Genomic DNA, 17,110 nt, shown 5'->3' on the forward strand with positions numbered 1-17,110 from the left:
TCCTGGTCCTGGTGCCGTCCCGGTCCGGGCACGGACCTTGCATGCAGGGCCGGCCATCCGCGAGCGGGGTCCTTCAGTCCCGCTCTGATGGGGTGGCTGCATCTGCGCGAAGTGGTGGTGGAACGGATGTAAGCTCGCGGCAAGCCTGCGGGCGGGTGCTGCCCCAGGTGAACAAGATCAACGCATTCCACGCACCACAAGGAGACATTTCATGAAGCAACCCCCTTCCAGGCAACGCCTGCCTGCATGGCAGTGGATCGGCCTTGCGGCCGCCACGCCGCTGTTCCTCGCATCGTGCGGAGGCGGTGGCAATGGCGGATCGGGCCAGGACGACCTGGCCGCCTGTGCCATCACCTCGGGCGATGGCAGCGTGGTCGTGGGCTCGGGCCTGCCCGGCGATCCGGCCGCACCCGAACCCTCGTCGGGCTACCGCCTCGGCAAGAAGGCCCTGCACACCTCCAAGTACATGGTGGTCACGGCCAACCCGCTGGCGTCCAAGGCCGGTTGCGAGGTGCTCAAGTCCGGCGGCTCGGCCGTGGATGCGGCCGTGGCCGTGCAGATGGTGCTGGGCCTGGTGGAGCCGCAGTCCAGCGGCATCGGCGGTGGCGCCTTCATGCTCTACCGCGATGCAGCCACGGGCAAGGTCGTGGCCTATGACGGCCGCGAGACCGCGCCGGCCGCCGCCACGGAAAACTACCTGCGCTACGTGGACGACACCGCCGACCAGACCGCGCCCAAGCCCTCGGCGCGCGCCAGCGGCCGCTCCATCGGCACGCCGGGCCTGGTGCGCATGCTGGAACTCGCGCACAAGGACTACGGCAAGACCGCCTGGCCCCAGCTGTTCAATTCGGGCATCGACCTGGCCAGCAAGGGCTTTCCCATCAGCGGTCGCATGGCTGCGGCGCTGGACGGCTCCAAGGTGGAACTGGCGCGCGACGCCGACGCCGCCAAGCTCTACTTCGATGCCCAGGGCAAGCCGCTGGCGCTGGGCGCCAAGTTCGTCAACCAGCCCTATGCCGACACGCTGCGCAGCATCGCCACGGGCGGTGCCGATGCCTTCTACCGTGGCGACCTGGCCCAGGCCATCGTCAGCAAGGTGGGCGTGACGCAGACCGTCTCGGACGGCGCACCCATCACCCCCGGCAAGACCACGCTGCAGGATCTGGCCAGCTACGAGGCCAAGCGCCGCGAAGCCGTCTGCACCACCTACCGCGCGCGCTACATGGTCTGCAGCATGCCGCCGCCGTCGTCGGGCGGCATCGCCGTGGCCCAGGCCATGGGCATTCTGGAGAACTTCGACCTCAAGGCCTATGCGCCCACGGCCATCGATGGCGAGGGCGGCAAGCCTTCGGTGATGGGCGTGCACCTGGTCAGCGAAGCCCTGCGCCTGGCCTATGCCGACCGTGACAAGTACGTGGCCGACACCGACTTCGTGTCCCTGCCCGGCGGCTCGCCGGCCCTGATGCTGGACAAGAGCTACCTGCGCCAGCGCGCCGCCCTCATCTCCACCACCAAGAGCATGGGCACGGCCCAGGCAGGCAACTTCGGCACGCCTTCGCAGGGCGTGGTCGATGTCAAGGAGGCCGGCACCACGCACATGAGCATCGTCGATGCCAAGGGCAACGCACTGAGCATGACGACCACGGTGGAGTCCAGCATGGGCTCCTTCCACGTCACGCGCGGCTTCGTGCTCAACAACCAGCTGACCGACTTCGCGGCCATCCCCAGCACCACCGAAGGCCCGGTCGCCAACCGCGTGCAGCCGGGCAAGCGTCCGCGCAGCTCCATGGCGCCCACGCTGGTGTTCGACCTGAAGACCGACGGCACCGCCGGCGACTTCAAGATGGCCACCGGCTCGCCGGGCGGCAGCACCATCATCCAGTACGTGACCAAGACCCTGGTCGGTGCGCTGGACTGGGGTCTGGATGCGCAGCAGGCCACGTCGCTGGTGGACTTCGGCGCGGCCAACAGCCCGACCACCAACGTGGGCGGTGAGCACCCCAACATCAACACGGCCAATGGCGGCAACGACGATCCGCTGGTCAGCGGCCTGCGGGCCCTGGGCCATGTGGTGTCCATCAGTGCGCAGTCCAGCGGCATCGGCACCATCTTGCGGGTGCAGCGCAATGGGCAGGCGCAGCTGGAAGGTGGGGCTGATCCGCGCCGTGAAGGGCTTGTTCTGGGCGATACCGTTCGCTGATTTTGGTCTGATGATTGACTGAGGAAGGCGCTGCTGGCAGGGATGCTGGTGGCGCTTTTCTTTTATGGGGTCCATAGCCTACCCCCGGCAGGGACAAAAAACATCCCTGAATGGCAGCCGCTCTGAGGGCATACGCCCCGTAACTGTCACGTCAAAGACATGCCCCAATCACCGCGATGCGCACAAAAAGCAGCCCACAAACTCTGCAAACCAAGTAACCACGTCACCCTCCGCTATAGAGTTCCACTCCCCGCACCCACGCTGCGCGTTTTCCCCAGACGCCCCAACGCTACGGGCTTGCCCGAATCCATGGTTGGCATGCATCCATCTAAATTGAACAGCAGCAAGTTCGATGGTCGTGAGCCTCTGAGGGAGATGGAAATGCAAAGACGAGTGTTTGGCGCATGGATGTGCGCATCGGTCCTGATGACGGGCGCAGCATGGGCGCAGGACAGCTATCCCAGCCGCCCCATCAGCCTGGTCGTGCCCTACGGCGCGGGCGGCGTGACCGACGTGGTGGCGCGTGCGCTGGCCCAGGGCATGGGCAAGCAGCTGGGGCAGACCGTGGTGATCGAGAACAAGCCCGGCGCAGGCGCGTCCATGGGCGTGATGGAGATGCGCACGGCCAAGCCCGATGGCTACCGCCTGACGCTGGCGCCCGTGAGCATCTTCCGCCAGCCCCACATCCAGAAGGTGCAGTACGACCCGGTGCGCGATCTCAGCTACATCGCCACCTATATGACCTATGACTTCGTGCTGGCCGTGCCCCAGGACTCGCCGTTCAAGACGGTGCAGGATCTGGTCGAGTTCGCCAAGAAGAATCCGGGCGCCGTGGACTACGGCACGCCGGGCAAGTTCACGGCTAACCACGTGGTGATGGCGCTGCTGGAGCAGGCCACGGGCGCACGCTTCACGCATGCGCCCTTCAAGGGGGATGCCGAGGCGCTGAACTCGCTGATGGCCGGCCACATCAAGTCCGGCGTGTACGCCAACACGGTGCTGCCGTACCTGAGCTCGGGCAAGCTGCGCGCCCTGGCCTCGGCCTCCGAGGTGCGGCCCGAGGCCTTTGCCAACGTGCCCACGTTCCGCGAGGCCGGTTATGCCTTCGATGTGCCCTCGCCCCTGGGCATTGCCGGGCCGCGCGGCCTGCCGCCAGAGATCGTGCGCAAGCTCGAAGCCGCCATCAAGGCCGCCATGGACGACCCGGCCTTCCGCCAGGTCGTCGGCAACTACGGCGTGCGCACGCAGTTCCGCGGCAGCCAGGAGTACACGGCGTTCGCCAGGAAGGCGTTCGAGGACGAGAAGAAGATCGTGCAGAACATAGGCCTGGAGGATTGAGGCCGCTACGCGGGCGGCAGCCCGGCCATGGCCCGCAGGTCCACCAGCCGGTCGTACTCGGCCGCCGTGACCAGCCCCAGCGCCACGGCCGCCTCGCGCGGCGCAATGCCGCGTGCCATGGCCTCGCGCGTGATGCGTGCCACGGCGTCATAGCCCAGCACCGGGTTGAGCGCGGTGGCCTGCAGCAGCGAGTGGCTGACCTGCTGCTCCAGCCGCTCCGTGTGTGCCTGCAGGCCGGCCACCAGCTTCTCGGAAAACACGCGGCTGGCGTCGCCCAGCGCGCGCATGGCGCGCAGCAGGTGGTGGATCAGCACGGGCTTGGCCACGTTGAGCTCGAAGTGCCCGGCCGAGCCCGCCAGTGTGACGGTGAGGTGGTGGCCCATGGCCTGGTAGGCGGCCTGGACCACGACCTCGGCCACGGTCGGGTTGCGCTTGCCCGGCATGATGGAGGAGCTCAGCCCATCGTCGGGAAACACCAGCTCCCCCAGGCCGCAGCGCGGGCCTGAGCCCAGCAGGCGGATGTCGTTGGCCATCTTGGCCAGCGAACCGGCCACCACGTTGAGTGCGCCCGAGACCTCGATGAGCGCATCGTGCGCGGCCATGCCTTCGAACTTGCAGGGATTGGGCGTGACCGCCAGGCCCGTGAGCGCCTGTATCTCCTCGCAGAAGACCCGGTCGAATCCGGCCGGCGCGTTGAGCCCCGTGCCGGCCGCCGTGCCGCCCTGGGCCAGGCTCCACAGCCGGGGCTGGGTGTCCCGCAGCCGGTCCATGCCGTGGCCCACCTGGTGGGCGAATGTCTCGAAGCTCTGGCCCAGCGTCATGGGCACGGCGTCCATCAGGTGCGTGCGCGCCACCTTGAGCACGCCGGCAAAGGCCAGGGCGCGTTCCTGCAGGCGCTGCTGCAGCCGCTCCAGGGCGGGCAGCAGGTGGTCGCGCAGCTCCAGCGCCGTGGCCAGGTGCATCACCGTGGGAAAGCTGTCGTTGGACGACTGCGATGCATTGGCATGGTCGTTGGGGTGGACCGGGCTGCGCGTGCCCGGGGGCTGGCCCAGCATCTGGTTGGCGCGGTTGGCGATGACCTCGTTGGCATTCATGTTGGTCTGCGTGCCCGAGCCCGTCTGCCAGATGGTCAGCGGGAAATGCGCGTCCAGCAGGCCGTCGCGCAGTTCGGTGGCCGCGGCCTCGATGGCTGCGCCGCGCTCGTCGTCCAGCACGCCCAGGCGCCGGTTGGCGCGCGCTGCCGCCAGCTTCTGCAGCCCGAAGGCGCGGTACAGGCCCTGCGGAAAACGCTCCTCGCCAATGGTGAACAGCTCCAGCGCGCGCTGGGTCTGCGCGCCCCAGAGTCGGTCGGCAGGGATGTGGACGGGGCCGAAGGCATCGTGCTCGATGCGGGTATGAGCTTGGGTCGGTGCCTGGGCCTGGGTGCGTGTCTGGTCCATGGGCTCAGTCCAGCGAGATCTTCGCGTCGGCCGCCACCTTGCGCCAGCGCTCCACCTCGGCGGCCGTGTGGCGGGCCAGGGCTTCGGGGGCGTATTGATCTGCGGGCAGCAGGCGTATGCCCTGGGCGGCCATCCTGTCGGTCCAGGCCTTGTCGGCCAGCGCCTTGGTATAGGCCTGGTAGACCTTTTGCACCACGTCGCGCGGCGTGCCCTTGGGCGCGTAGATGCCGTACCAGGTGGCGGTCTCGAAGCCGGGCAGCAGCTTCTGGCCCAGCGCTGCCGCGCCCGGGAACTGGGGCATGGGCTTGTCCGAGGTGAGGGCGATGGCGCGGATGCGCTCGCCCGCCAGCTGGGGCAGGGCGGTGTTGGTCTGGTCGAACATGGCATCGACCTGGCCCGAGATCACATCGGTCATGGCCGGTGCCGCGCCCTTGTAGGCCACCTGGGTGATCTCCATCTGCGCGCGGCTGGCGAACAGCGCCGCCACCAGGTGCGAGGTCGATCCCACGCCCGCGTTGCCGAAGTTCAGCCGGCCCGGGTTCTGCTTGCCGAAGGCCACCAGCTCCTCTGCCGTCTTGTACGGGGAGTTCTTGCCCACCAGCAGCACCAGCGGCGTGTCGGGGAAGCGGAACACCGCCTCGAAGTCCTTGACCGGGTCATAGGCCAGCTTCTTGTACAGCGACGGCGCCGCGCCCATGTAGCCCATGTGGCCGACCAGGAAGCTGTAGCCGTCGGGCGCCGAGCGCGCCGCCTTGGCCGCGCCGATGGTGCCGCCCGCGCCCGGAACGTTCTCGATGATGATCTGCTGGCCCAGCTGGGTGCTGGTGCGCTGGGCGATGTCGCGCGCCATGGCGTCCGTGGGGCCGCCGGCCGCGAAGGGCACGATCCAGGTCAGCGGCTTGGCGGGGTAGCCGCCCTGGGCGTGCGCGGCCAGGGCGAAGGTGGTGGCGGCCAGGGCAAGGGCCAGGCGTGGCAGGCGGGGAAGATGGAAAGGCATGGTGTTGTCTCCTGTAGTGCTGTGTTCTGTCCTGGGCCGGGGTGTCAGCGGCCGCTGGCTGTATGGGCGCGCGACAGCGCAAGGGCGCGGTCCACCATCTGCGGGGCCTCGCCCAGGTAGTTGCGCGGGTCGGTGAGGCGCTGCAGCGCCGCGCGGTCGAAATGGGCCGTGACTTCGGGCAGGCGGGCCAGCGCATCGGCCAGCGTGCCGCCCTCGGCGTTGACGCTGCGGCAGGCGGCATAGACGATGTCGTGCGCCTGCTGGCGGCCCGTGTGCGGGGCCAGGCCCATCATCACGGCCTCGGCCACGATCAGGCCGTCGGTCATGTCCAGGTTGCGGGCCATGCGTTCGGGATCGACGATGAGGCCGCCCAGCATGAAGCGCGCCTGGTGCAGGGCGCCAGCCGAGAGCACGAAGCTCTCGGGCAGGGCCACCCATTCGGCGTGCCAGGGGCCGGTGGCGCGCTCCAAGTCCTGGACCATGGCGTCCAGCATCAGGCCCGCATGCTGGCGCACGGCCTTGGAGGCGGCCAGCATCAGCTCGCTGGAGATGGCGTTGCGCTTTTGCGGCATGGTGCTGCTGGCGCCGCGCCCGGTGACGAAGGGCTCGAACACCTCGCCGAACTCGGTGGAGGACAGAAGCATCACGTCGTAGGCGATCTTGCCCAGCGAGCCGGTGACCAGGGCCAGGAAATTCACCGCTTCGGCCAAGCCGTCGCGCGCTACATGCCAGGTGGTGGCGGGCACGCCCAGGCCCAGTTCTTCCATGAGCAATTGCTGCACTTCCAGGCCCCGGCCGCTCAGCGAGGCCAGCGTGCCTGCCGCCCCCGCGAACTGGCCCACCAGCACGCGCGGGCGCAGTTCCTTCAGGCGCTGGGCATGGCGGTCGAACATGGCCAGCCAGATGGCGGCCTTGTAGCCGAAGGTGATGGGCAGGGCGTGCTGCAGGTGCGTGCGGCCGGCCATGGGCGTGTCGCGGTGGCGTTCTGCCAGGTCGGCCAGGATGGTGCGCAGCGCGGCGATGTCGGCATCGACCAGGTCCAGCGCATCGCGCACCTGCAGCACGGTGGCCGTGTCCATGATGTCCTGGGTGGTGGCGCCCCAGTGGATGTAGCGGCCTGCGTCGCCGCACTGTTTCACCAGCTGGTGCACCAGCGGCAGGATGGGGTAGCCGACAATGTCGGTTTCCTTGCGCAGCAGCTCGAAGTCCAGCGCGTCGAGGCTGCAGCGCTGCGCGATCTCGTGTGCGGCCTCGGCCGGAATCACGCCGCAGCGGCCCTGGGCGCGCGCCAGCGCGACCTCGACCTCGATGTAGCGCGACACCAGCGCGCTGTCGGCGAAGATGGCGCGCATGGCGGGGGTGCCGAAGGCGTCGCGGAACAGCAGCGAATCGATGGCGGTGCTGGAGGTGAAGGACGGAAGGGTCATGGTGCGCAATTGCGATTAAGTTCGGACATATAGTTATTTTTATTTATGTACGTACATTACGAACATCCGGGTTTGCCTGGGGTGAGGGCCTGCGCCCATGGCTGAGACACGCTATGCCCAGGTGGCGCGCGACCTGTCCGAGCGCATTGCCTCGGGTGAATACGCCGTGGGCGCCCTGCTGCCCACCGAGCTGGAGCTGTGCGACCGCTATGGCGTGAGCCGCCACACCGTGCGCGCGGCGATTGCCGAGCTGCAGCAGTCAGGGCTGGTATCGCGGCGCAAGAAGGTCGGCACGCGCGTGGAGGCGGCGCAGCCCCATGCGCACTACCGCCAGGCGCTGACCTCGCTGGAGGACCTGGTGCAGTTCGGCGCCACCCATGTGCGCGAGGTGCGGCGCATCGAAGAGGTGGTGCTGGACCAGGACCTGGCCGCCGAACTGGACTGCCCGGCCGGCAGCCGCTGGCTGGCCATCTGCAGCCTGCGCCGCGACGGCGCCGCGCCGCACCTGCCCATTGCCTGGACCGTGGTCTATGTGGATGCGCAGCGCTTTGATACGCAGGAGCTGGCCGAGCGCGTGCGCGCCGCGCCCGAGTTGCTGGTCAGCAGCCTGCTGGAGCAGCAATACGGCCTGCGCATCGCGCGGGTGCGGCAGGCCGTGGTGGGGGCGCTCATTCCGGATGCGCTGTCGGAGGAATTGCAGGCCCCGGCCGGCTCAGCGGCGCTGAAGATCGTGCGCCGCTACCTGGATACCGATGGGGAGTTGATGGACCTCAGCGTGACCTTGCACCCGGCCAGCCGCTACACCTTGCATACGCAGCTGGACCGGGATCTGGCGAGCGTCTAGCCGTTGGCGTTGGCAGCTTCCGAGCCCTGCTCTGCGAGGAAGCCGCCGCTCTGGTGCGACCACAGCTTGGCGTAGATGCCGCCAAGCTCCAGCAGTTGCTGGTGCGTGCCCTGCTCGACGATGTGGCCCTGGTCCATGACGATGAGCCGGTCCATGGCCGCGATGGTCGACAGGCGGTGGGCGATGGCGATCACGGTCTTTCCATGCATGAGGCTGTCCAGGCTTTGCTGGATGGCCGCCTCGACCTCGCTGTCCAGCGCGCTGGTGGCCTCGTCCAGCAGCAGGATGGGCGCGTCCTTGAGCATGACGCGCGCAATCGCCACGCGCTGGCGCTGGCCGCCCGACAGCTTGACGCCGCGCTCACCCACCTGGGCGTCATAGCCGCCACGGCCCTTGAGGTCGGTCAGTGTGGCGATGAAGTCCGAGGCCTCGGCCTTTTGCGCGGCGGCCAGCATTTCCTGCTCGGTCGCGTCGGGGCGGCCGTAGAGGATGTTGTCGCGCATGGAGCGGTGCAGCAGCGAGGTGTCCTGCGTGACCATGCCCACGGCGCCGCGCAGGCTGTCCTGCGTGACGGTGCGGATGTCCTGGCCGTCGATGGTGATGCGCCCGCCCTGGGCTTCATGGAAGCGCAGCAGCAGGTTCACCAGCGTGGACTTGCCCGCGCCCGAGCGGCCGATCAGGCCGATGCGCTCGCCGGCGCGGATGTGCAGGTTCAGGTGGTCGATCACCTGCTTGCCGCCGTCCTTGTAGGCAAAGCTCAGGTCCTCGAAGGCGATGGCGCCGTGCGTGACCTGCAGCGGCCTGGCGTCGGGTGCGTCCACGATGGTGCGCGGCTTGGTCAGCGTAAGGATGCCGTCCTGGATGGTGCCCACGTTCTCGAACAGGCCCGTCATCTGCCACATCACCCAGTGCGAATAGCCCATCAGGCGCAGCGCCATGGCGATGATGGCCGCCACCACGCCTGCGCTGGCCTGTCCGGCCGACCACAGGTACAGCGCCGTGCCCGCCGAGCCCACCAGCAGCATCGTGATCATCAGATGGTTGACGATCTCGAACTGGCTGACCAGCCGCATCTGCGCATAGCCCGTGGACTTGAAGGCCTCCATGGCGTTGCGCGCGTATTCGGCCTCGCGGCGCGTGTGGGCGAACAGCTTGACGGTGGCGATGTTGGTGTATGCATCGGTCACGCGGCCCGTCATCATGGAGCGTGCATCGGCCTGCTCCTTGCCGATCTTGCCCAGGCGCGGAACGAAGTAGCAGCAGGCGCCGATGTAGGCGGCCAGCCACAGCGCAAACGGAATCATCAGCCGCCACTCGAAGCTGGCCGCCAGGATCAGGATGCCGATCATGTAGACGCTCACGCCCACCAGCACATCGACCACCATGAACACCACTTCGCGCACGGAAAGCGCGGTCTGCATGATCTTGGTGGTGATGCGGCCCGCGAACTCGTCCGCATAGAACGACATGCTCTGGCCCAGCATCAGCCGGTGGAACACCCAGCGCAGCCGCATCGGGAAGTTGATGGCCAGCACCTGGTGCATCACCGCCGTGTGGAAGGCCAGCAACAGCACGCTGGACAGCAGGACGGCGGCAATGCCCCACACCGTGCCGCGCTGCTGCTCCCAGAAACCGGCTGGCGACACCGTGGACAACCAGTCCACCACATGGCCCATGAGGGCGAACAGCGCCGCCTCGTAGACGGCCAGCAGCGCCGAGGTGCAGGTCAGCAGCGCGATCCAGCCGCGCATGCCTTGCGTGCAGGCCCAGATGAAGGCAAAAAAGCCCTTGGGAGGGACCATGGGCTCGACGCTGGGATAGGGCGGAACGCGTTTTTCAAAGAAACCGAACAAGATTTTTTTACTCCTTGGTCAGACCATCGTAGGCCAGAGTCGGGTTTGCCCGATGCGCGTTCAGCATGACCTTGGGCCGCAACATGTTTTGTAAGAAATCTCCACACAACTGTCATACGCGTGGGTTCGCGCCCGGATTTCAGTGCAGGGGGAACACGGCGCCGTGGGGGAGATTGTCCGCGTCCGGGGCCGCTTCGTTGTGCGCGAACGGGGAATGCTGCATGCCGCTGGCGGCAACAAAAAAGGCCTCTTGCGAGGCCTTGTGTTTCATGCTGCAGTGCACTGCAGCGGACGGGGTTTGCCGCCGTCAGGCCGGCAGAAAGCCTTCCACCGACAGGTAGCGCTCGCCCGTGTCGTAGTTGAAGCCCAGCACCTTGGCGCCTGCGGGCAGCTCGGGCAGCTTTTGCGCAATGGCGGCCAGCGTGGCGCCCGAGGAGATGCCGACCAGGATGCCTTCCTCGCGGGCCGAGCGGCGTGCGTACTCGCGCGCGGGTTCGGCCTCGACCTGGATCACGCCGTCCAGCAGGCTGGTGTCTAGGTTCTTGGGCACGAAGCCTGCGCCAATGCCCTGGATGGGGTGGGGCGAGGGCTGGCCGCCCGAGATCACGGGCGAGGCGGCAGGCTCCACGGCAAAGACCTTGAGCTGGGGGAACTTGGCCTTGAGCACCTTGGCCACGCCGGTCAGGTGGCCGCCCGTGCCCACGCCGGTGATCAGCACATCCAGGCCTTCGGGGAAGTCGGCCAGGATTTCCTGGGCCGTGGTGCGCACATGCACGTCGATGTTGGCGGGGTTCTCGAACTGTTGGGGAATCCAGGCGCCAGGCGTCTGGCTGGCCAGTTCCTGGGCGCGGGCGATGGCGCCCTTCATGCCCTTTTCCTTGGGCGTGAGGTCGAAGCTGGCGCCGTAGGCCAGCATCAGGCGGCGGCGCTCGATGCTCATGCTCTCGGGCATGACCAGCACCAGCTTGTAGCCCTTGACGGCGGCCACCAGGGCCAGGCCCACGCCGGTGTTGCCGCTGGTGGGCTCGATGATGGTGCCGCCGGGCTGCAGGGCGCCGGACTTCTCGGCGTCCTCGACCATGGCCAGGGCGATGCGGTCCTTGATGGAGCCGCCGGGGTTGCCACGCTCGGACTTGATCCACACATTGGCACCGGCGCCGAACAGGCGGTTGATGCGCACATGGGGCGTGTTGCCAATCGTTTGCAGGATGTTGTCAGCTCTCATCGGACCTCCGCGATTTTGGGGTGGTGGTTGGACAGTCGGGGGTGGCGCGCAGACACTGCGCGAAAACCAGGCATTCATTGTGCACGCAGCTGTTCTATGCATGGGCTATATCGATATGGCCTGGACGGCTAACATCGCCGCATGAATCTACGGTTCCTGGAAACCTTTGTCTTGCTGGCCGAGCTGCGCAATTTCCGCATGACGGCCGAGCGGCTGTACACCACGCAGGCCGCCGTCTCCAGCCGCATCGCCACGCTGGAGCAGGAGTTCGGCGTGCGCCTGTTCGACCGTGGCGTGCGCGAGGTCACGCTGACGGCCGACGGCGCCAAGGCCCTGGTCCATGCCGAGCGCATGCTGCGCCTCATGCGCGAGATGCGCGAGGACATGCTGGACAAGCAGGCCTATGCCGGCGTGATCCGCATCGGCGCCATCGAGTCCATCGTGCACAGCTGGTTTCCCGATTTCCTGGCGCTGCTGCAGCAGCGCTATCCGCGCCTGCAGGTGGAGATCGCCTGCGACACCACGCTGCACATGTCCGATCAATTGGTGAAGGGCCAGCTGGACCTGTCGCTGCAGGCCAAGCCCGTGACGGCGGCCGGCGTGGGCCATCTGTCGCTGGGTGAATTTCCCATGGCCTGGGTGGGCAGCCCCAAGCTGGGCATTGGCGACGAGACCCTGAGCCTGGCCGAGCTGGCGGCCTTTCCCATCATGTGCTTTGCGCGCGGCTCCGAGCCGTATGCGGTGATCGAGCAGTTGTTCTCCACAGAAAGCAGCGCCTCGGTGCACCTGAACTGCATTGCCTCGGTGGCGACCATGATCCGCGTGGTCTGCGACGGCCTGGGCGTGGCCGCCGTGCCGCCGGCCATCATCCAGCGCGAGCTGGCCGAGCAGCGCCTGCGCCTGCTGCGCGTGGACCGTGAGTTCCCCTCGCTGCCGCTGGTGGCCTGCTTTCGCAATGACCACCAGAACCCGCTGACCGAAGTGGTGGCGCGCGCGGCCGAGGAGACCGCCGCCGCCTTTGCGCTGAACCACGGCCAGGCCGTGGCGCGGCTGCCGGGCAGCGGCCTGGGCGGCTAGGCCCGAGGCCGCCTGGTCGATCAGCCCTGCGCCGAAGCCAGCAGCTGCTCCACGGCCAGGGCCACGGACAGCAGTCGCCGGTCCTGCCCGCCGAGGCCGGCCAGGCTCAGGCCCACGGGCGCCTCGCCTGCGCGGTGGCAGGGCAGGGAGATGGCGCAGCCGTCGAGGAAGTTGATCAGCGTGGGGTTGCGCAGGATCAGGCCGTTGGCGCCGAAGTAGGCTTCGTCGCTCTGCGTGAGGTCGGCGATCTTCGGGGCGACCACGGGCACGGTGGGCATGACGATCAGGTCATGGTCGGCCATCTGGGCGCTGACGGCGGCAATCCACTGCCTGCGGCGTGCCAGCAGGTCGATGTAGTCGGCCGCGCTGATGTCCTTGCCGCGCAGGATGCGCGTGCCCACGCGCGGGTCGTACTCGGACAGGCGCGTGGCGATGTGGTGGCGGTGCCAGGCCCAGGCCTCGGCGGCCGTGAAGCCGCCCTTGGAATTGATGTCGGCCAGCTCGCCGAAGGGCGCGACCACGGCATGGGTGATGTGGGCGCCCGCCTGCGACAGCAGGGTCAGCGTGCGCTCCCAGGCGGCGGCCACGGTAGCGTCCATGCCGTCCAGCACCACGTTGGTGGGTGCCAGCAGGCGCAGGCCCTGCAGCGGCGCGGCATGCAGCTCGCCCAGCGGCTCGCTGGAGAGGATGGCGTCCAGCGTGGCGCAGCAGCGCACGCTGGGCGCCAGCGGGCCGATGGAGTCCAGGTTGGCCGACAGCGGCAGCACGCCTTCCATGCTCACGCGGCGCGCCGTGGGCTTGAAGCCCGTGAGCCCGCACAGCGCCGAAGGAATGCGCACCGAGCCGCCCGTGTCCGAGCCGATGGCTGCCATGGCCATGCCATCGGTGACCGAGATGGCCGCGCCCGAGGACGAGCCGCCCGGGATGCGGCCGCCGTCCTCGTCACGCTGCCAGGGATTGCGCGGCGTGCCGTAGTGCGGATTGATGCCCAGGCCCGAGTAAGCAAACTCGGTCATGTTGGTCGTGCCCACGATGACGGCGCCGGCCTGGCGCAGGCGCTGCACCACTTCGGCCGTGCGCTGCGCGGGCGGTGCGTCGGCCAGCAGGCGCGAGCCGCCCAGCGTGGGAAAGCCGGCGATGTCGAACAGGTCCTTGACCGAGACCGGCAGGCCCTCGATGGGCGAGCGCGCCAGGCCGGCCGCACGCAGTACGTCGCTGGCGCGGGCCTCGGCCAGGGCCGCGCCCTGGAACACGCGCGTGAACACCTTGGGGCCTTCCCCCGACATGGTGCGGGCCAGGGCCTGCTCGGTCAGCTGCACCGAGGTGGTTTCGCCGCCATGCAGGCGCTGTGATGCCAGTTCCAGGCTGGGCAGGGGGAGGGCTTGGGTCATGTGGGAAGTCCTGTGGGTGAAGGCGGGCGTGGGCGGATCGGAGTCGCGGCTCAGGCCACGACGTCCAGCAGTTCGCTGCGGTAGCTGTGGCGGATGGAACGCTGGCTGCGGGGATCGTACAGCTCCATGGAGAACTGCGTCGAGGGGCGGATGCCACCGATGGCGCCCACCGTGCCGCAGGTCATGCCGCAGCCTGCGGGCAGCAGATCCTTGCCGCCCGTGAAGCCTGCGATCAGGTCCTGGGGCGTGCGCAGGCTGGCCAGCGTGCCTTCCTGGTAGAGCACCTCGCGGCCGTCTTCCACGATCCACGAGCGCACGACCAGCTCATCCCAGTGGCCGGCCACGTCGGCAAAGCGCCAGGCCTGGGTGGCCACGGGCTTGACGCAGGCCTGCTTGGAAAAGGCCACGCTGTAGGCTTCCAGCTTGCGGTCCGTGTGGTCGGAGGCCAGGCTCACGAACATTTCGCCTTCGTGCGTGAACACGAAGACCTCGACCTCGCCCGAGGAGTCCGGGCCCAGCACCTGCAGCGCGCTGCGCTGGCTCAGCTGGTTGCTGGAGATGCGGTAGTACAGCGGCACGGCGCTGGGGCGCGGGATGCCGATGGCGGCGAGCTCCTCGATGTGGTGCTCGATGGCCTCGCGGTCGCGGCCGGCCCAGCCAGCGACGATCAGGGTGTCGAATTCAGGGGCGAAGGTCTGGCCCTCGGGGGTGGTGAACTGCAGTTGCATGGCAGGCGATCCAGGGAAAAGGCGGGGCCGCAGGCCCCGGTGGGAAAGAGGAGGGGGCAGTGGCGCGCGCGGTGCGGCGCGCAGGCATCACTGCTTCTTGACGAAGAGCACGACCAGGAAGGCGGCCATGAATTCCAGCGCGGCCACGAAGTACAGGCCCGAGGACAGCGACCCCGTGCTGGTCTTGAGCGCACCGATCATGTAGGGCGCCACGAAGCCGGCCAGGTTGCCGATGGAGTTGATCAGCGCAATGCCGCCGGCCGCCGCCGTGCCGGCCAGGAAGGCGGCAGGAATCGACCAGAACACGGGAAAGGCCGCGAGGATGCCGATGGAGGCCAGCGTCAGCGCGCACAGGGCGAGCACGGCGTTGTGCAGGAACAGGCCCGTGAGGATCAGGCCCGCCGCCGCGATCAGCGCGGACAGGGCGCAGTGCATGCGGCGCTCGCCGGTCTTGTCCGAATGCATGCCGTTCCAGACCATGGCCAGGGTGCCGGCCAGGAAGGGAATGGCCGAGATCAGGCCGATCTGCAGCGTGTTCTGGATGCCGATCTCCTTGATGATGGACGGCGACCAGAAGGCAATGGTGGCGTTGCCGCTGACGATGCAGAAGTACACGGCAGCGCACAGCCACACGCGGTAGTTGCGGCAGGCGTCCAGGAAGGACACATGCTTGTGGCCACCCTGGTTCTCTGCCTCCACGGCGGCGGTCACGGCGCGCTGCTCGGCCGGGCTCAGCCACTTGGCGTTGGCGGGCTTCTCGGGCAGGTACAGCAGCACGAAGAAGCCGGCGATCACCGAGGGAATGCCTTCCAGGATGAACAGCCACTGCCAGTTGGACAGATGGCCCACGCCCTGCATGCCATTCATGATGGCGCCCGCAATGGGGCCGCCCACCGCGCCTGCAATGGCGAACGAGGTCATGAACAGGCCGTTGACGCGCGCCCGGTGGCGGGCCGGGAACCAGTAGGTCAGGTACAGCACCACGCCGGGGAAGAAGCCGGCCTCCACCACGCCCAAGATGAAGCGCAGCACGTAGAACATGGTGGGCGTGGTCACATAGGCCATGGCCATGGAGGCCGCGCCCCACAGGATGGTGATGCGCGCCAGCGTCTTGCGTGCGCCGATCTTCTCCAGCAGCAGGTTGCTGGGCACTTCGAACAGAAAGTAGCCGATGAAGAAGATGCCGGCACCCAGGCCGTAGATGGCCTCGCTGAACTGCAGGTCGTCCAGCATCTGCAGCTTGGCGAAGCCGACGTTGACGCGGTCTATCCACGCCAGGATGAAGAGCAGCACCAGAAAGGGAATCAGGCGCCAGGCGATCTTGCGGTAGGTGGCGTCCATGTCGGGCGGCGATACCTGGCCGGCGCCGTGGGCGGGGGAATGTGCGGCGGATGCCGGACTGCTCATGGGGTGTCTCCTGTCTTCGACGGTGCAGCGGGCACACGGACCGGGGCGGGGCCCGTGTGTCTTAGGGGCTTCAGGCGCTGGCGGGTCTGCAGTGAGACCGGCCGGGCGTCTGGAGCTGTTCCTGTGGCGGCAGTATCGAAAGGCGGGACAGGGCTGTCCAACAAGAAATTATGAGCAGGCCTGAATGCAAATTCTTATGGGCAGAGCTGGTGCGGGCGCCGCACCGGCATGCAGCATGCGTGCACCATTCGTGCTCGGGAAAACCCTGATTTTTCAGGCGGTGGCTGCGGCACGCGGTGCGCGCAAAGGCTGCTTCCACAGCTCGGCCAGCAGCAGGCCGCCAATGGTCAGCACGCCGCCCACGGCGTGGTAGGCCGCCAGGGGCTCACCCAATGCCATGAAGGCGATCACGGCCGTGAAGATGGGCACCAGGTTGAAGAACATGCTGGAGCGGCCCGGGCCGATGCGCGCCACCGACATCATCCACAGCAGCGGCGCGGCGATGGAGGCCATGATGCCCGCAAAGCCCACCAGCGGCAGGTTGGTCGCGTTCAGCCCCGTGCGCGGCGCCATCAGGAACAGCGGCAGCTGGGCGATCACGGCCACCAGGATCTGCAGGTACAGCAGTTGCACCGTGGCCAGGCGCGGCATGGGCCAGCGCTTGAGCAGGATGTTGTAGACCGCATAGGCCAGCATGGCCACGAACATCAGCGCGTCACCGCCATTGAGGCCCTGGGTGAGCAAGGTGGCAGGCTGCCCCGAAGACACCACCAGGGCCACGCCCGCAATCGCCAGCACGCAGCCCAGCACGGCGCCCCGGCTCAGCGCCTGGCCCAGCATGGCGGTGGACAGGCCCAGCACCATCATGGGCGTGAGCGAGCCGATCAGACCCATGTGCGTGGCCGATGTCATATGGGCCGCGTAATAGGCCAGGCTCTGGTAGATCACCATGCCCAGCATCCCCAGCACGATGAGGCGCGGCAGCAGCGGCCGGATGTCGGCGCGCTGGCGCCAGATGGAGGGCAAAAGGAAAGGCGTGAACAGCACGGCCGCCACCAGCCAGCGGTAGAAACCGATTTCGGCCGCGCCGATGCTGTCGGCCGCCATCTTGCTGACCACGGTATTGACCGACCAGATGAGCACGGCGATCAAAGGGAAAAGGTAAGACCCCATTGGAAGACTCC

13 protein-coding genes are annotated in these 17,110 nt (G+C 68.0%); 4 read left to right on the plus strand and 9 right to left on the minus strand.

Annotated elements, in window-relative coordinates; genetic code table 11:
• The first annotated feature begins 211 nt into the window (after positions 1-211).
• Together ggt and LGR64_RS24845 are read left to right on the plus strand one after the other, a co-directional pair.
• Complete coding sequence (gene ggt, locus LGR64_RS24840; RefSeq protein WP_230357243.1) at positions 212-2,200, plus strand: gamma-glutamyltransferase; 1,989 nt, start codon at positions 212-214, stop codon at positions 2,198-2,200.
• Between the two features lie 381 nt (positions 2,201-2,581).
• Positions 2,582-3,538: a tripartite tricarboxylate transporter substrate binding protein gene (locus LGR64_RS24845; protein ID WP_012203366.1), complete on the plus strand. Its 957-nt coding sequence runs from the start codon at positions 2,582-2,584 to the stop codon at positions 3,536-3,538.
• A gap of 5 nt (positions 3,539-3,543) precedes the next feature.
• On the opposite strand, the gene LGR64_RS24850 is transcribed toward LGR64_RS24845, so the two are convergent.
• Genes LGR64_RS24850 through pcaB form a run of 3 tightly spaced genes read right to left on the minus strand, consistent with a single transcriptional unit; the run spans position 3,544 to position 7,401 of the window.
• Positions 3,544-4,977, minus strand: coding sequence for a class II fumarate hydratase (locus LGR64_RS24850; RefSeq protein WP_230357244.1), 1,434 nt, complete (start codon positions 4,975-4,977; stop codon positions 3,544-3,546).
• A 4-nt stretch (positions 4,978-4,981) separates the two neighbouring features.
• The gene (locus LGR64_RS24855) at positions 4,982-5,974 is read right to left on the minus strand and encodes a tripartite tricarboxylate transporter substrate-binding protein (RefSeq protein ID WP_012203368.1); all 993 of its coding nucleotides are present in this window, start codon (positions 5,972-5,974) and stop codon (positions 4,982-4,984) included.
• 44 nt (positions 5,975-6,018) lie between these two features.
• The gene (gene pcaB, locus LGR64_RS24860) at positions 6,019-7,401 is read right to left on the minus strand and encodes a 3-carboxy-cis,cis-muconate cycloisomerase (RefSeq protein WP_097203614.1); all 1,383 of its coding nucleotides are present in this window, start codon (positions 7,399-7,401) and stop codon (positions 6,019-6,021) included.
• Between the two features lie 97 nt (positions 7,402-7,498).
• Here pcaB and LGR64_RS24865 point away from each other — a divergent pair, with 97 nt between their 5' ends.
• On the plus strand, positions 7,499-8,245 hold the full coding sequence (locus tag LGR64_RS24865) for a GntR family transcriptional regulator (protein WP_013804129.1): 747 nt from the start codon (positions 7,499-7,501) through the stop codon (positions 8,243-8,245).
• Here LGR64_RS24865 and LGR64_RS24870 read toward each other — a convergent pair.
• Positions 8,242-10,098, minus strand: coding sequence for an ABC transporter ATP-binding protein (locus LGR64_RS24870; RefSeq protein ID WP_230357245.1), 1,857 nt, complete (start codon positions 10,096-10,098; stop codon positions 8,242-8,244). The genes LGR64_RS24865 and LGR64_RS24870 overlap by 4 nt on opposite strands.
• Positions 10,099-10,405: 307 nt before the next feature.
• Positions 10,406-11,323, minus strand: a complete 918-nt coding sequence (cysK, locus tag LGR64_RS24875) for a cysteine synthase A (protein ID WP_043822008.1) — start codon at positions 11,321-11,323, stop codon at positions 10,406-10,408.
• A 141-nt stretch (positions 11,324-11,464) separates the two neighbouring features.
• Between cysK and LGR64_RS24880 the strand changes: the two genes are divergently transcribed.
• A complete protein-coding gene (locus tag LGR64_RS24880) occupies positions 11,465-12,400 on the plus strand; it encodes a LysR family transcriptional regulator (RefSeq protein WP_034390463.1) in 936 nt (311 codons plus the stop codon).
• Between the two features lie 20 nt (positions 12,401-12,420).
• Here LGR64_RS24880 and LGR64_RS24885 read toward each other — a convergent pair whose 3' ends face one another.
• From LGR64_RS24885 to LGR64_RS24900, 4 genes are all read right to left on the minus strand, one after another.
• Positions 12,421-13,791 carry an amidase gene (locus LGR64_RS24885; protein ID WP_141830250.1) on the minus strand — a complete coding sequence of 457 codons (1,371 nt, stop codon included), beginning with the start codon at positions 13,789-13,791 and terminating at the stop codon, positions 12,421-12,423.
• 50 nt (positions 13,792-13,841) lie between these two features.
• Entirely contained in the window at positions 13,842-14,519 is a 678-nt protein-coding gene (locus LGR64_RS24890) for a DUF2848 domain-containing protein (protein WP_013804123.1), read from the minus strand.
• Between the two features lie 87 nt (positions 14,520-14,606).
• Positions 14,607-15,926 carry an MFS transporter gene (locus LGR64_RS24895; protein WP_141830249.1) on the minus strand — a complete coding sequence of 440 codons (1,320 nt, stop codon included), beginning with the start codon at positions 15,924-15,926 and terminating at the stop codon, positions 14,607-14,609.
• A gap of 273 nt (positions 15,927-16,199) precedes the next feature.
• Positions 16,200-17,099 (minus strand): DMT family transporter, encoded by a 900-nt coding sequence (locus LGR64_RS24900; protein WP_012203377.1) that lies wholly within the window; start codon positions 17,097-17,099, stop codon positions 16,200-16,202.
• Positions 17,100-17,110: the final 11 nt, after the last annotated feature.

Source organism: Delftia sp. Lp-1 (assembly GCF_020523835.1).
GTDB lineage: Bacteria > Pseudomonadota > Gammaproteobacteria > Burkholderiales > Burkholderiaceae_C > Comamonas > Comamonas acidovorans.

What these genes read in the sequence shown, in the direction of transcription:
- ggt (WP_230357243.1), top strand. Translation starts at nt 212, where the DNA reads ATGAAGCAACCCCCTTCCAGGCAACGCCTGCCTGCATGGCAGTGGATC.
- LGR64_RS24845 (WP_012203366.1), top strand. Translation starts at nt 2,582, where the DNA reads ATGCAAAGACGAGTGTTTGGCGCATGGATGTGCGCATCGGTCCTGATG.
- LGR64_RS24850 (WP_230357244.1), bottom strand. Translation starts at nt 4,977, where the DNA reads ATGGACCAGACACGCACCCAGGCCCAGGCACCGACCCAAGCTCATACC.
- LGR64_RS24855 (WP_012203368.1), bottom strand. Translation starts at nt 5,974, where the DNA reads ATGCCTTTCCATCTTCCCCGCCTGCCACGCCTGGCCCTTGCCCTGGCC.
- pcaB (WP_097203614.1), bottom strand. Translation starts at nt 7,401, where the DNA reads ATGACCCTTCCGTCCTTCACCTCCAGCACCGCCATCGATTCGCTGCTG.
- LGR64_RS24865 (WP_013804129.1), top strand. Translation starts at nt 7,499, where the DNA reads ATGGCTGAGACACGCTATGCCCAGGTGGCGCGCGACCTGTCCGAGCGC.
- cysK (WP_043822008.1), bottom strand. Translation starts at nt 11,323, where the DNA reads ATGAGAGCTGACAACATCCTGCAAACGATTGGCAACACGCCCCATGTG.
- LGR64_RS24880 (WP_034390463.1), top strand. Translation starts at nt 11,465, where the DNA reads ATGAATCTACGGTTCCTGGAAACCTTTGTCTTGCTGGCCGAGCTGCGC.
- LGR64_RS24885 (WP_141830250.1), bottom strand. Translation starts at nt 13,791, where the DNA reads ATGACCCAAGCCCTCCCCCTGCCCAGCCTGGAACTGGCATCACAGCGC.
- LGR64_RS24890 (WP_013804123.1), bottom strand. Translation starts at nt 14,519, where the DNA reads ATGCAACTGCAGTTCACCACCCCCGAGGGCCAGACCTTCGCCCCTGAA.
- LGR64_RS24895 (WP_141830249.1), bottom strand. Translation starts at nt 15,926, where the DNA reads ATGAGCAGTCCGGCATCCGCCGCACATTCCCCCGCCCACGGCGCCGGC.
- LGR64_RS24900 (WP_012203377.1), bottom strand. Translation starts at nt 17,099, where the DNA reads ATGGGGTCTTACCTTTTCCCTTTGATCGCCGTGCTCATCTGGTCGGTC.